Below are 14,098 nucleotides of genomic sequence, written 5' to 3'. Positions count from 1 at the left end.
CCTACAAGGCGTGCCCGCACTTGGGGCAGAACCGGTCATCGGCCTCGTGCGGTCTGCCGCAGTTGGGGCAGAACCGGTCCCCGGACTCCTCGCCGGTGTCGGCAGCGCCTTGGCTCTCGGGCTCAGCCGGTTCAGCGGGCGGCAGCACCTCCGTCGGCTGCGTGGGCCCCGGCTCGGGTGGCGGCGGGGGAGTGGCCACTGCCGGCGCTGATGGCGGGGTGGCCGATGCCGGCGGTGGGGGCGGGGTGAGATCGGCAGCCGCCGGAGCCGGTGCTGGGGTCGCTCCGGGGATGCCCGCGGTCACGGCTGCCGGCTTGCGGCGACGACTGACGACGATCGCGATCACCACTGCCACCGCGACGAGCGCGAGCACCAACAGACCGATCCACAGCAGCGGTGACGAGAACAACCCCGAACTCTCCGGCAGGTCCTGCGCCTTGCGCAGGTACTCCTGGGCGAACTGGTGGCTCGGCACGAGGTCGAGCACCCGCTCGAAGTCCGCGATGGCCTCCTCCCGGTTCCCGTCGAAATATGCGGCGAGTCCGGCGCGGTAGAGGTCGGTGACTTCTCCGAGGGTGTTGTCCACCCCTTCGCCGCGCATCAGTTCCCGCAGGTTCTGCGAAGGCTGCACGAAGTTGAAGGGCTGGGTCTCACCCTCGATCTTGAAACTGTTCACACCGATGACGTCGCCGTCCAGACCCACGGTGGGTCCACCACTCATCCCGCCGGAGACCGCTGCACTGATCTCGTAGACCGGGAGCAGACCACCTGAGACGGTCTTCTCGGCGCTGATCGCGCCCTCCTTGAAACTCGGGTTGAAGTTGGCATCGGTGACCAGGTCGACGGAAGCGGGGTAGCCGACGGACACGATTTGCGTGCCGACACCGGTGTCTGCGTTGTCCGACAGTGGCACCACGGTGAGATCGCGGGCCTCGATCTTCAACAAGGCCACATCGCCCTGGTCGAACGACCGCTTGGCGAGTACGCGCGCGGGCAGCGCCTTGCCGGAGGGCTCGCCGGAGACACTGACTCCGTAGGCGACGTTGACCGTCAGGTCGGGCGTGCCCTCGGTCTTGGCGCCGTCGATGCGCCAGTTCTTCGCGAAAGTCGCGATGGTGTCCATCGACGGGGTGGCCTGGTAATAGTCGTTGTTGTAAGCCCACTCCACGACCTGTGTCAGAATCGCCTCGCGGATGCTCGCGTCGTAGTCGACGCAATGCCCGGCGGTCGCGATGTAGCCATCGGGATTCACCACGAATCCGGTGCACTGGAACGTCGCGGTGAAGGGGTCCTCGGTGAAATACTGCTTGTTCGTCTCGTCGTAGACGAAGCCGGTCCAGGTCACCTCCTCGTAGACCACCGCCGGCTGGACGCGGGCCTGTACCTCCTCCAGGGGCGTGGCGGGTGGCGTGTCCTCGGTCCCCGCGGCCAGGGCCGGGCCGGGCACCAGGCAGACGACCGCCGCGAACAGTGTCGCGGCAACTGTTCGTAGGCGCATCCTTGAAGTCGACATGGGCTCCCTCTCGTCACATGCGGGCGGCACACCCCTGTGGCCCGAATCGCATAAGGCTACCGCGGTCGGGGCCGGTGATACCCGACATACGCAGCCGCTCAGTCGAACAGGACTGCGTCGACGGCATCCGGGGCCGCTGCCGCCTGACCGATTAGGATCTTCGCCCCCGGACTGGCGGTGCCAGAGGCGTCGCGGCGTTCGTCCACGTCGGGCAGTGGCAGGGGTTTGCCGCTGGGGGAGCAGGCCAGGGGAGCCGGGCCCACCGCCGCGGTGAGCAGCGCGGATTCTGCTGCCAGCAGACGGTGGCAGCGCACACCGACCCGTCGCGACCGGTGCGGGGAAGCTGCTCAGTGCGGCGACCTTGACGGATGTGGCGGCCGCCCCGGTACCGGCCACCGTGACCACCAGCGTCCGTTCGGCGCCAGCGCCGGCCGCCACGACCCGAGCGTCGTCTTTCAGGCGCATGCCGGCGACCCCGCGAGCCCCGGCGCCCTGGACCGGGACTGTCGAGACCCCGGTGCGCAGCAATTGACCCGCGGAACTGATGAGAACCAGATCCGCCGCCTCGTCTGCAGCGAAGGCGGCGACCAGTTCGTCCTTCGCGTCCATGGCCAGGGCCTGTCTGCTGCCCGGCTCGACGACGAACCTCTTCACCTTCCCCATCGCGGTCACCAGTGTCAGGGTCGACCCGTAGGTCGCAATTCCCACGACGTCGGCGTCCGGCGGCAGATGCAGGAATTCCTTGACCTGCACCGTGGCCTTGAGTGAGGGGGAGTCGGCGGTGCCCGGCAGCGCGGGCAGGTCGACCACCTCCAGAGGCACGACCTGGCCCCCTGACGTGACGACGGCCACCTGGCCCCGGGTGGTGGCAGGCAGCACAGCCAGCAACGCGTCGTGCGCCACGCGCTTGGTGCCGGCGTGTGGGGGCTCAGCCGACGCGGTCCGCGCAGCCATGCCGGTGATGCTGACGAGCACCTGGCAGGCCTCGTCCGGGATCTCGAGATCGGCACTGGCGATGGTGGGACCCGCGGAGTCGAGCAGCACAGTCCGCCGCGGGGTACCGAAGGTGTCAGCAACCTCGGCCAGTTCCGCATCCAGCGTCGCTTTCAACACTTCGTCGCTGGCCAGCAACTCCTCCAGGGCGCTGATGTTCGCGTGCAGATCGTCACGCTCGGCCTCCAGTTCGATCCGGGAGAATTTCGTCAGGCGGCGCAGTGGCATCTCGAGGATGTAGTTCACCTGCTCGACCGTGAGGTCGAAGATGCTCATGAGCCGCTCGCGGGCAGTCGCGGTGTCATCACTGCCGCGGATCACCTGGATGACCTCGTCGATGTCGAGGATGGCGATGAGCAAGCCGTCCACGAGATGCAGGCGCTCCTGGGCCTTCTTGAGGCGGAACCGGCTGCGCCGCAGGATGACCTGGACCCGGTGGTCGAGGAACACCTGCAGCAGCTCCCGCAGGCCCAGGGTTCGTGGCGCACCGCCGACCAGGGCCACGGCGTTGATGGTGAAGTTGTCCTCCAGTGGGGTCAGCCGGTACAGGTCGGCGAGCACGGCGTCGGGGTTGAAGCCGCTCTTGACCTCGATCACCAGGCGGGTGCCCTGCTCTCCGTCGGACAGGTCGGTGACGGCCGTGATGCCGGTGATCTTCTTTGCGTCGTGCAGTTCCTTGATCTTCTCGATGATGCGCTCGCCGCCCACCGCGTAGGGCAGTTCGGTGATGACGATCCCGCGCTTTCGCGGGGTCAAGGACTCCACGTGCGCGGTGGCCCGGATCTTGAAGGCACCCCGTCCGGTGGCGTACGCGTCCCGAATCCCGTCCAGTCCAATGATCTGCCCGCCCGTGGGCAGATCCGGGCCCGGCACGTAGCGCATGAGGGTCTCCAGGGATGCCTGCGGGTGCTTCAGCAGATGGCGCGCTGCCGCGATGACCTCGGAGAGGTTGTGCGGTGCCATGTTGGTGGCCATGCCCACGGCAATGCCGGTCGTGCCGTTGACCAGCAGTGCGGGAATGGCCGCGGGCAGCACATCGGGCTGCACCTCCCGGCCGTCGAAGTTCGGGACGAAGTCCACAACGTCCTCGTCGATCCCGTCGAGCATCGGGCGAGCAGCCGCCGAGAGGCGGCATTCGGTGTACCGCATCGCAGCCGGACCGTCGTCCGGGGACCCGAAGTTCCCGTGGCCGTCGACGAAGGGCAGTCGCATGGAGAAGGGTTGTGCCATGCGTACCAGGGCGTCGTAGATGGCCGAGTCGCCATGGGGGTGCAAGCGGCCCATGACCTCTCCGACGACTCGTGCGCACTTGACGTGGCCGCGGTCGTTCCACAGGCCCATCTGACCCATCTCGTAGAGGATCCGGCGCTGCACGGGCTTGAGGCCGTCGCGGGCATCCGGCAGTGCGCGGGAGTAGATGACCGAGTAGGCATACGTGAGGAAGCTCGACTTCATCTCGACGGAGACGTCGATGTCCGTCACGTGTCCTTCGTCAGGAGGGATCAGGGTGCCGGAGGCCATGGGCCTCATTCTCACTCAGGAGCGCGACATCGGCGGCGAAGGGGGCATCGGGTGTGGATGGTGTCGGCGCGTCCGCGTCGCGAGGCACCCAGTTCAGAAGTCGATCTGGTTGGGCCACAGCCCCGATTGGAAGGCGGTAGAGGCGACGCACAGGCCGAGGAGGACGACAGCGGCCAGCCAGGTGGGCAATCGGCGACCCCATGCGGCCAGCGGGAACACGAGAGGGAATGCCATGAGCAGGAAGCGCATGCTGTGCGGGTGGTAGGACGCCTGGGCGATCACACCGGCGAGGAGTAGCCCCGAGTACATGTTGAGCGGCCAGGGCAAGCGCAGCACCAGAGACGCCACGAACAGTAGGCAGGCAGCCACGATCGTCCACGCCGCCACCTGGAAGATCGGAGGGCCATGCAGGAGGTGCTCGTGGAGGAAGCGGACTTTGGAAGCCCCCCAATCGCTCACGGACTGCCATTCCTGCTGCACTGCCAGCCAGCCGTCGAGCCGACCGGTGCGGTGGGCGACCAGGCCGAGGAATGCCAGGAGACCGAGCGGGGCGATCGCGGTGACCGCCAATCGGGTCGTCAGCCGGTTCGGCCGCACCCAGGCGGCGACCATCACCGGAACGATGACGGCGATCGCTTGGAAGCGCGTGAGGCCGGCCAGTGCTGCCAGTACCGCGGCCCACACGGGGTGTCGGGCCAGCAGCCACAGGCTGCCCGCCGCGAGGGCGACGAACAAGGACTCCGGGCGCCCGCTGGACAGAGCAACGTTGACCGGCATGGCGCCCCAGAGCGCGACGGCGATGACCCCTGCCCGCTCGTCGAAGACGTCCCTGGCGATGAGTGCGATGAGTGCCGATGCCACAAGTGACGCCGTAGTCGCCAGCACCAGGGCCCCGAACAAGGGCTCGATGCCGGCACTGGACAACATCCTGATGGCGGCCGGGAACAGCGGGAAGAACGCCAAGTTCGAGTGGCGATCAGGTGTGCGCGCACAACCAACCTGGGTGTGATCGGGGCAGAGGACGCGCAACTGCGGCGACAGGTCAGCGGCGTCATCGTAGCCGTGGGCGGCGATGGCCTGGTACCACCGGGGATCCCAGGTCAGCGTGAGCAACTGCAGGAATGACTGGCCGTCCGGGACCGCGAGGAAGGTGCCCGCCAGCGACACCACTCGCGTCGCGGTGAACGCCAGTACTGCGACAAGCACGTAGGACAAACCAGGCCGGCGCACTAGTGACTCCCGTGGAACGTGAGGACCAACCTACTGCGTCATGGAACGCCAGGTCTGGCGGTGCGGTCATCGATGCCGTGCGGGGCTGGACTGCAGGAGATCCCCGGAGGTGACGCCTGTATGACAGGTGTGGAACGTTGCCGGGACGATCAGGCTGCGGAGTTCGCGATCGCGTCGATCTGCGCAACGATCATCTGGAGGTCGCTCTGCAGGTTGTCGCGCAAGAACGGGTCGTCAGTGGCGGCGATACGGGCTACGAGCAGTTGCTCTCGTTCGCGCAGAAGGCCCAAATCGGCGGTCATCAGGCACCTCCATTACATGCTCTAGGTGGGCTGTTCTTTCCCACGACCGGAGTATCGGCCGTTGACAAAGTATTCATAAGTGAATCGGACGGCAACTCGAAAACATCTTAGCGCTGCCCGGCGTGTCGGATCGCCGGGGATCCACAGTCGCTGAATCGGCGCGTGCGACGGGCCATCGCTACGGTGTAGCCATGACCTCGCACCCGGTGTCGGAGGAGTACCCCGAACACTGGGAGGCCGACGTGATCCTGCGCGACGGGCGGATCTGCCACCTGCGCCCGATCCTCCCCGAGGACGGCGAGGCGCTGGCCGCGTTCCACGAGAGCCTGTCCGCGGAAACGGTCTACTACCGATTCTTCGCCGCGTACCCCCGGCTCACCGACAAGGATGTGCGCCGCTTCACCACCGTTGACTTCGTGGACCGGGTGGCGATCCTCGCGCTGATCGCGGGCCGGATCATCGGGGTGGGCCGTTACGACCGCATCGACCGCGCCGAAGCCGAGATCGCCTTCGTCATCAGTGATGAGCATCAGGGCCGCGGGCTCGGCTCCATCCTCTTGGAACACCTCGCGGTGGCCGCGCGCGAGCGTGGGATCACGCGATTCGTGGCTGAGGTCCTGCCCACCAACCGGCGCATGCTGGCCACGTTCGAGGAAGCGGGGTACACCCCGTCGCAGGCCATGGACGAGGGCGTGGTCAAACTCCACTTCGACATCAAGCCCACCCAGTCGTCGCGCGACGTGATGCAGGCCCGCGAGCACCGGGCCGAGGCCCGCTCCATCGCGGCACTGCTCGCACCTCGCGGTGTGGCCCTGGTGGGCGCCAGTCGCAGGGAGGGAACGGTCGGCAATGTCCTGCTGCAGAACCTGCGTGACGCGGAGTTCACCGGTCCGCTGGTGGGGATCCACCAGGAGGTCGATGAGATCGCCGGCGTGGCCTGCTACCCGAGCGTGAGCGAGGCGCCGGGACCCATCGATCTGGCCGTCATCGCGGTGCCGGCCGAGCAGGTGCTGGATGCGATCAGCGACTGCGGGCGCGCCGGGGTCATGGGCGCGGTCGTGGTCAGCGCAGGTTTCGCCGAGTCGGGTTCCCAAGGCAGGGCCCTGCAGCGGCGCCTCGTGCAGCACGCGCGGGCCAACGGGCTGCGGATCATCGGGCCCAACGCGCTGGGGATCATGAACACCGATCCGCATGTGCAACTCAACGCGTCCCTCGTCCCGTCGCCCGTCCTGCGGGGCCGCATCGGGTTCTTCGCGCAGTCCGGCGCGTTGGGGGTTTCCCTGCTGATGACCGCGCGGGACCGGGGCTTGGGCGTCTCCACTTTCGTCTCGGCGGGCAACCGGGCCGACGTGTCCGCCAACGACCTCCTGCAGTACTGGGAGGACGACGAGTCCACGAACCTCGTTCTGCTGTACCTGGAGAGCATCGGTAACCCCCGAAAGTTCGCCAGAGTGGCTCGTCGGCTCGGCGCCCGCAAGCCGATCGTCGCGGTGCGTTCTGGCCGGAGCACGCAGTCCTTGCCACTGGGCCACACCGTGCGGCGCACGGCCTTGCCGGCGGCGGCCATCGACGCCATGTTCGAGCAGGCCGGCGTGATGCAGGTGGACTCACTGTCGGAGTTGTTCGACGTGGCCAGCCTGCTGACGTTCCAGCCATTGCCGCGCGGTCGCCGGGTGGCCATCGTCGGCAACAGCGACGCACTGGGAGTGCTCACGGCCGACGCCTGCGAGACCAACGGACTCGACGTCGCCGGCGATCCCGTGCTGCTGCACCATGACACCGCCGTCGGGCAACTGCGCGAGGCCGTGGAGGGGGCGATCGGGGACCCGGACACCGACGCCGTGATCGTCCTGCACGTGCCGGTGATGCGCGGCGACAACCCGAGTGTCGGAGATGCTCTGCGCGATCTGGCCGAGGAGTCCACGAAGCCGATGCTGGCCGTGCTGATGGCTGAGGACCACGACCGCCGGGTGATCCCGGTGGAAGGGCCGCACGGACTGCCCGGCCGCGGCTCGGTCCCCGTCTTCCACGAGGTGGAACCCGCAGTCAAGGCGCTGGCGACACTGGTCTCCTACGCCAGGTGGCTGGACACCCCCCGCGGCAGTGTTCCGGTCCTGCCGGACGTCTCACCGCGCCAGGCCCGCACCATCATGCAGGAGGTCCGGGACCGGGCTGTGGCCCTGCACGGCGAGCAGTCGTTGGTGCCCATGGACAACGACGACCTCCAGCGGATCCTGCAGTGCTACGGGATCCACCTGTGGGACTCCTATGTGGTGACCAGTGAGGCGCAAGCGGTCGCGGTGGCCACCGAGATCGGGTATCCGGTGGTGATCAAGACGGCTCACCCGGGACTTGTGCACCGCCCCGATCTCGGGGGAGTGCGCATCAACCTGGAGAACGAGGCGTCGGTCCGCACCGCCTACCTGTCGCTGATCGCCACCCTGCCCCCGGAGGCTCAGAAGCGGCTCATCCTGCAGCAGCAGGCCCCCGCCGGCGTGGCCTGCGTGGTCGAGAAGCGTGAGGATGCGCTGTTCGGGCCGGTGGTGTCCTTCGGGATCGCCGGGGAGGTGACCCGCCTGCTGCAGGACCGAGGCTTCCGAATCCCACCGCTGACGGACCGCGACGTCGACGACCTCATCAAGGCCCCGAAGGCCGCCGCTGCTGTTCGGCTACCGGAACTCGCCCCCGTGGACATCGAACTGCTCGCCGGTGTGATCCACCGGGTGGGGCAACTGGCCGACGACCTACCGGAGATCACTCGCTTGGAACTCAACCCCATCATCGTGTCGGGCCGCAGCCTGTCGGTAGTCGGCGCCGGGGCGTGGTGCGGGCCGGTCATGATCCGCGCCGACCTTGAGGCGCGCCGCTTGCCGGGATGAGTGGCTGACGGCTGTGCACATGTGACGTGCCCGCCACCTCGGCGGCAGTGTCAAGATGGATGTCATGGCACTTCCGACCCGCCCCACCTTGCGACAGGCGATCGAGCGCACCGGCTACTACCCCGACGTGGTGCAGGATGTCCTCGACAGCGCCATCAGCGCCGAGCCGGTCCGTGACTTCATCGTGCAGCACGAGACGACCTTCGACCGCGCCGACGAGATCCGCCGGCACATAACGGTGCTCCTGCTCACCGACACCCGACTGCTGGTGGTGCACGTCGATGAGCACACCGACGGTCAGCCCGAGGGTGCAGTGCAGGCGACCTCCACGACGGAGTCCGTGCCGTTGGCGGCGATCGGCCCCGTGGTGGTGCAGAGGTTGTGGACAACCCCGCGCACTTCCGGCCCGGCGACCTGCCGACGGAGGTGGTCCTCACGGTCAACTGGGGGAGCATCAGTCGCATCGACTTGGAGCCGGCCACATGCGGGGACCCCCAGTGTGAGGCCGATCACGGGTACACCGGTGCGCTGGCCATGGACGACTGGAGCCTGCGGGTGTCCCGGGCCGCCGACGGCGACGACGTCGTCGCCGGTGCCATACGCTTCGCCGCCTCCCTGATCGCCGCGACCTCCGGCTGAGGCCAGAGCGTCAGAAGATGCGGCTGGGGTCGTCGGTGAGCGGCGATTGAACTGCCACCGGTGCCGACTGCGCGCTGCGGACGGCCGCTTTCGCCGCCGGGTGTTGGGCGTCCCAATGCTGTGGCAGCGCCGGTCGCCCGTCGTCGGTCACGTCGACCACGCGGCGGGCCTTGAGCAGGTCGGCCGTGGCAGCATCGGCCGGAGCCAGCGTCCCTTCGCTGGTGCGGAAGATCAGGCTGAGCACCTCCTCGTCGGTGGTGCTGGCGTCGATGCGCCACGTGCCGTCCTCGATCTTGCGGCAGGACCACTGGAGTTCCTCGGCGGGGACATCCGCCCGGCGGGCGGCCCGGTCGACGAGATCGTCCACCAGGACCTGCTGGCCAGCGGCGTGGATCGACAGCCGGCGGGCGCGCTGGATGACGAAGTCCATCTCTGCGAGCACCGGCTCGGCGAACCGCTCGACGAAGTCGACGGCCAGACCGGTGCGCGCAGCGACCTCCTCGATCCCGAGGCCTTGGCGCACGAGGGCCTGGATGTCACGGGGGGTGATGGCCGGGGCAGCGGTGCGCGAAGCGTTGCGCTGGAGGCCGCGGCGGGCCGCAGACGCGATGCCGTCGTCGATGGGCAGGCAGTACTGCACGCCGCGGCTGTCGACGAGCACCATGTGGCTGCCGTCGTCGGACAGTCCTTCGAACTGCAATTCCCGCATACGGGTCGACCCCCAGGTCTCGTGTGGTGACTGCAGTCAGTGTGGCAGACCCGGCCGCACGCGCCGGTTCACCGCGCGGCGTGTCTCACGCCGGACGGACCGCGGCCTTCGCCGCGATGACCTCCAGGGCGTGCTCCTCGGCGCGGTGCACGCTGCGCCCGCCGATCCAGCTGACTGCGCAGGCGGCCACGGCGCACCCGGCCGTCACGAGATAGGCGACGTGGGCCCCGTGGGCGTCGATGATGACGCCGGACACCGGCGTGGCGAGGGCCAAGCCGAGGGCCATCCCGGTACTCGTCCATGTGATGCCCTCGGTGAGTTGGGTGCTGGGCACGATCCGCTCCACGAGGGCCGTTCCAGAGATGAGGACCGGAGACACGGACAGTCCAGCCAGGAACGCCACGGGGGCCAGTGCCACGACGGTGGGGGCCAGGGGGAATCCCAGCGTGACCACGGCCATCACCGTGAGCATGGCGGTCATCCGCCGGCCGTGGAACGCCGGCGGTGGCAGGGCGCCGTAGGTAAAACCCGCCAGCAGCGAGCCGAATGCGTAGATGGCCAGCAGCACCCCGGTGGCCGACGTCGCCTGCTTCTCCTGCGCGAAGGCCACCGTCACCACCTCGAAGGAACCGAAGATGCCGCCGACGAAGACGAACGCGAGGAAAAGCAGCGGCATGCCGGGTTGCAGGACTGCCATTCGCCCGATACGCCGCGAGGCGCCGTGGGGTTTGGGCTCGGTGCGGCGCTGTGGCACCAGCCAGCCCGTCCCGAGCAGGACGAGGATCACGCACACGACCAGGGCGGCGGCCGGGTGTACCTGCAGTGCGAGCACGGTGGCCAGCGGCGGACCCACCACGAACACGACTTCGTCGAGGATGCTCTCCCAGGCGTACGCCGCGTGGATGCCTGTGGAGCCGGGCAGGACGTACGCCCAGCGGGCGCGCACCAGGGAACCGAAATTGGGCATCATCATGCCTGCCCCGACGGCCAGCGGCAGAACCCCCCACAGAGGCAGGCCGGCGTCCAGGGCGGCCATGAGCCCGACCATGAACACGGTGTAGGCGGCTACCGCCCAGGGCAGGATCCGGTGCTGGCCATGGCGGTCCACGAAACCGCTGACCACCGGTCCACCGACCGCGGCAGCGACGGCGAAACTGGCTGCGATCGTCCCAGCCACCGCGTAGGAAACCCCGCGCGACGTCTCGAGCAGGACGATGCCGAGGCTGATCATCGAGATGGGCAGGCGTCCGACCAGACCCGCCGAGGTGAAGGACGGCGCACCGGGGGTGCGCAGGACGTCGGCGTAGGTGGCGAACACTTCATCCAATGTAGTCCGGCGGACGTGCGGGCCCGGCGCGGCTATGGGCACGATGGGCACATGGATGCAGTCTTGCTGGTGTCGTTCGGGGGGCCGGAATCGCCTGACGAGGTCATGCCGTTCTTGCGGCGGGTGACGGCCGGGCGCAATGTGCCCGAGGAGCGGCTGCTGTCGGTGGCCGAGCACTATTACGCCCGCGGTGGGGTATCGCCCATCAACGCCCAGAACCGGGAGTTGCAGCAGGCCCTTTCCGAGGAACTCGCCGGTGATGGACTGACTGTCCATTGGGGTAACCGGAACAGTGCCCCGTGGCTGGGCGACGCATTCGCCGAGATGGCCACGGCAGGCGTGGATCGCGCGATCGCGGTGTTCACCAGTGCCTACTCGTCGTACTCGGGCTGCCGGCAGTACCGGGAGAACCTGGCCGACGCACTCGGCGACACCGACATACAGGTGCTGAAGATCCCCGCGTACTTCAACCATCCCGGATTCGTGCGGGCGAACAGGGACCATCTGGAGGCCACGCTGCGCGGGGCGGGGGAGGGTGCCCATGTCTTGTTCGCCACGCATTCCATCCCGGTCGGCATGGCGGCGTCCGCGGGGCCCGGCGGCGGCCAGTACACGCGGCAGCACCTCGCGCTCGCCGAGTTCCTGATGTCACAGATGACGCAGCGTCTGGGCCGCGGCCATCCCTGGGAACTGGTCTTCCAGTCACGCAGCGGGCCGCCCCAGGTGCCCTGGCTCGAGCCGGACGTCAACGACCGCATCGAGCAGTTGGCCGACGCCGGGGTCCGCGAGGTGGTCGTGGCGCCGATCGGCTTCGTCAGCGACCACATGGAGGTGGTCCAGGACCTCGACACGGAGGCTGCCCGTACGGCGCAGGACCGCGGGGTCGGGTTCCACCGGGTGCCCACGGTGGGCGCCGACGAGCAGTTCGTCCGGGGCCTGGCCGACGCGGTGCGGGCCGTGCGTGCGGGCCGGGCTCCTGACACTGCGTTCGATGAGCCCCTGCCGACGCCTTGCCTCGCGGGGTGCTGTCCCAATCCGCGGGATCCGCGACCGGCGCTGTGCGAGCGGGTCTCATGAGCGACGACCTGCTGGAGATCGCCACCCGCGCGGCCGCGGCGTCCGCGCAGTTCCTCGTCGACGGCTGGGCGCAGCGCACTGTGGTCTCGACGAAGAGCTCGCAGACCGATGTGGTGACGCAGATGGACCGGGGGTCGGAGGACCTGCTCGTCGAGACGATCCTGGCCGCACGGCCGGACGACGCGATCCTGGGCGAGGAGGGCGGCTCGCGGGAGGGGACCAGTGGGGTGCGCTGGGTCATCGACCCGCTCGACGGGACGGTGAACTACCTGTACGGCTTCCCGGTCTGGGCGGTGAGCGTCGCCGCGCTCGTGGACGAAATCCCGGTCGTGGGGGTGGTGCACGCCCCGAGCCTGGACAGCGTGTGGCGCGGGGTAGCCGGTGAGTTCGCCGAGATCAACGGCCGGAGTATCCACGCATCGGACTGCGCCACGACCGAACAGGCGCTGGTCGCGACCGGGTTCGGCTACGAGGCGCAGGAACGCGCCCGGCAGGGCAGCATCGTGGCCGACCTGCTGCCCAGGGTGCGCGACATCCGCAGAGCGGGCGCGGCCGCAGTGGACATGTGCTTCGTCGCGCAGGGTGTCTTCGACGCCTACTTCGAGGGCGGTACTCACCTGTGGGACCGGGCGGCGGCCACTGTGATCTGCGGGGAGGCGGGCGTGCGCGTCGGCGGTCCCACCGGCGGCCCGTCGCGGGACTCCATGACGGTGGCGGCCAACGCGGCGCTGTACGGACCGCTCTGCCGACTGCTCGAGGAGGTGGGGGTCACACCATGAGCAAGACTGATCGCTACGTGCAGTACCTGGCCGCCGAGCGGGCTTCTGGACGCCTGTACCGGGCCCTGGCCGCGATGACCTCGGGGGGCCGCAGGGAGGCGTTGCTGGAACTGGCGGCCATGGAGGACCGGCATGCTGCGCACTGGATGGCACTGCTGCACACCGCCGGTGTCGCCATCCCCGAGGATCCCGGCGAACTGGAGCCCGATGACGCCGCGGTGCTGCAGCGGGCACGGGCCATGGGCCTGGATGCGGTGCTCGGCGACCTGGAACGGGCCGAGCGCGAGGCACAGGGGATGTACGACGCCGAGCCGGACGCGCTGCCTGGGATGTCCGACGACGAGCAGCAGCACGCCGGTGTGCTGGCCGGGCTGGCGCACAGCGGCGAACCAGCCACCCCCGACGACGTTCGCGCACAGCTCAACCGAGCCGAACCGTGGCACCGTACGGACAAGTCCGGCGCCCTGCGGGCCGCGATCTTCGGGATCAGTGACGGCCTGGTGTCCAACACCGCGCTGGTCATGGGGTTCGCCGGAAGTGGCGTGGATCGGGGGACCGTGCTGTTCGCAGGCGTCGCCGGATTGCTGGCGGGGGCCTTCTCGATGGCCGCCGGGGAGTATGTGAGCGTGGCCAGCCAGACCGACTTGTTCCGGCGGGAACTGGCCCTCGAGGAGCAAGAACTGCGGGACAAGCCGCAGGAGGAGCAGCGGGAGTTGGAACTGCTCTACCGGGCGAAGGGTCTGGATCCACAGGCCGCCCGGAGCACGGCCGAGAAGATCATGGCCGATCCGAAGACCGCCCTGGACACACTGGCCCGCGAGGAGCTCGGTCTGGACCCCGATGATCTCGGAGACCCCAAGCGGGTCGCGGCTTCCAGCTTCGCCGCGTTCGCGGTAGGCGCTGCGGTCCCCGTGGTCCCGTACGTGTTCGCCTCCGGTGTGATCGCGCTGACCATCGCGGTGGTGTTCGCGGTGATCGCGCTGGTGGTGGTCGGCGGCACGGTCGGTCGGCTGTCAGGCCTGGGCGTGGTGCGCTCGGCGATGCGGCAGTTGGCCGTGGGTGGCGGGGCGGCCGCAGTGACGTACGTGGTGGGCAGCCTGGTGGGCGTCGGCCTGGGCTAGAGAGCCGC

Annotated in this window: 9 protein-coding genes and 2 pseudogenes; 5 read left to right on the top strand and 6 right to left on the bottom strand. The window is 68.9% G+C overall.

The annotated features are described in order from the left end of the window. Position 1: 1 nt before the first annotated feature. The 4 genes and pseudogenes from IPG68_10025 to IPG68_10010 all read right to left on the bottom strand — a co-directional run bounded on the left by IPG68_10025 (position 2) and on the right by IPG68_10010 (position 5,559). Entirely contained in the window at positions 2-1,498 is a 1,497-nt protein-coding gene (locus tag IPG68_10025) for a trypsin-like peptidase domain-containing protein (protein ID MBK6763573.1), read from the bottom strand. A gap of 113 nt (positions 1,499-1,611) precedes the next feature. Beyond that, positions 1,612-4,036, bottom strand: a pseudogene (locus IPG68_10020) (DNA topoisomerase IV subunit A). A gap of 84 nt (positions 4,037-4,120) precedes the next feature. Beyond that, positions 4,121-5,257: a glycosyltransferase family 39 protein gene (locus tag IPG68_10015; protein ID MBK6763572.1), complete on the bottom strand. Its 1,137-nt coding sequence runs from the start codon at positions 5,255-5,257 to the stop codon at positions 4,121-4,123. Positions 5,258-5,406: 149 nt separating this feature from the next. Then, a complete protein-coding gene (locus IPG68_10010) occupies positions 5,407-5,559 on the bottom strand; it encodes a hypothetical protein (GenBank protein ID MBK6763571.1) in 153 nt (50 codons plus the stop codon). A gap of 191 nt (positions 5,560-5,750) precedes the next feature. Between IPG68_10010 and IPG68_10005 the strand changes: the two genes are divergently transcribed. Together IPG68_10005 and IPG68_10000 are read left to right on the top strand one after the other, a co-directional pair. Beyond that, positions 5,751-8,438 carry a GNAT family N-acetyltransferase gene (locus tag IPG68_10005; protein MBK6763570.1) on the top strand — a complete coding sequence of 896 codons (2,688 nt, stop codon included), beginning with the start codon at positions 5,751-5,753 and terminating at the stop codon, positions 8,436-8,438. A 64-nt stretch (positions 8,439-8,502) separates the two neighbouring features. Then, positions 8,503-9,077: pseudogene (locus IPG68_10000) on the top strand (phosphodiesterase). A gap of 10 nt (positions 9,078-9,087) precedes the next feature. Here IPG68_10000 and IPG68_09995 read toward each other — a convergent pair. Together IPG68_09995 and IPG68_09990 are read right to left on the bottom strand one after the other, a co-directional pair. Then, entirely contained in the window at positions 9,088-9,786 is a 699-nt protein-coding gene (locus IPG68_09995; protein MBK6763569.1) for a DUF3071 domain-containing protein, read from the bottom strand. A gap of 85 nt (positions 9,787-9,871) precedes the next feature. Beyond that, positions 9,872-11,104 carry an MFS transporter gene (locus IPG68_09990; protein ID MBK6763568.1) on the bottom strand — a complete coding sequence of 411 codons (1,233 nt, stop codon included), beginning with the start codon at positions 11,102-11,104 and terminating at the stop codon, positions 9,872-9,874. A 60-nt stretch (positions 11,105-11,164) separates the two neighbouring features. Here IPG68_09990 and hemH point away from each other — a divergent pair, with 60 nt between their 5' ends. The 3 genes from hemH to IPG68_09975 are packed head-to-tail and all read left to right on the top strand — an operon-like array spanning position 11,165 to position 14,090. Continuing rightward, the gene (gene hemH / locus IPG68_09985) at positions 11,165-12,190 is read left to right on the top strand and encodes a ferrochelatase (GenBank protein ID MBK6763567.1); all 1,026 of its coding nucleotides are present in this window, start codon (positions 11,165-11,167) and stop codon (positions 12,188-12,190) included. Beyond that, positions 12,187-12,969, top strand: a complete 783-nt coding sequence (locus IPG68_09980) for an inositol monophosphatase (protein ID MBK6763566.1) — start codon at positions 12,187-12,189, stop codon at positions 12,967-12,969. The genes hemH and IPG68_09980 overlap by 4 nt, the downstream gene beginning before the upstream one ends. Next, a complete protein-coding gene (locus IPG68_09975) occupies positions 12,966-14,090 on the top strand; it encodes a VIT1/CCC1 transporter family protein (protein ID MBK6763565.1) in 1,125 nt (374 codons plus the stop codon). The genes IPG68_09980 and IPG68_09975 overlap by 4 nt, the downstream gene beginning before the upstream one ends. Positions 14,091-14,098 lie beyond the last annotated feature (8 nt).

This window comes from Micrococcales bacterium (assembly GCA_016703125.1).
Lineage (GTDB): Bacteria > Actinomycetota > Actinomycetes > S36-B12 > UBA10799 > JADKAV01.
Note: the sequence above shows the minus strand (reverse complement) of the source record. Positions and strands in the feature narration are given on the sequence as shown.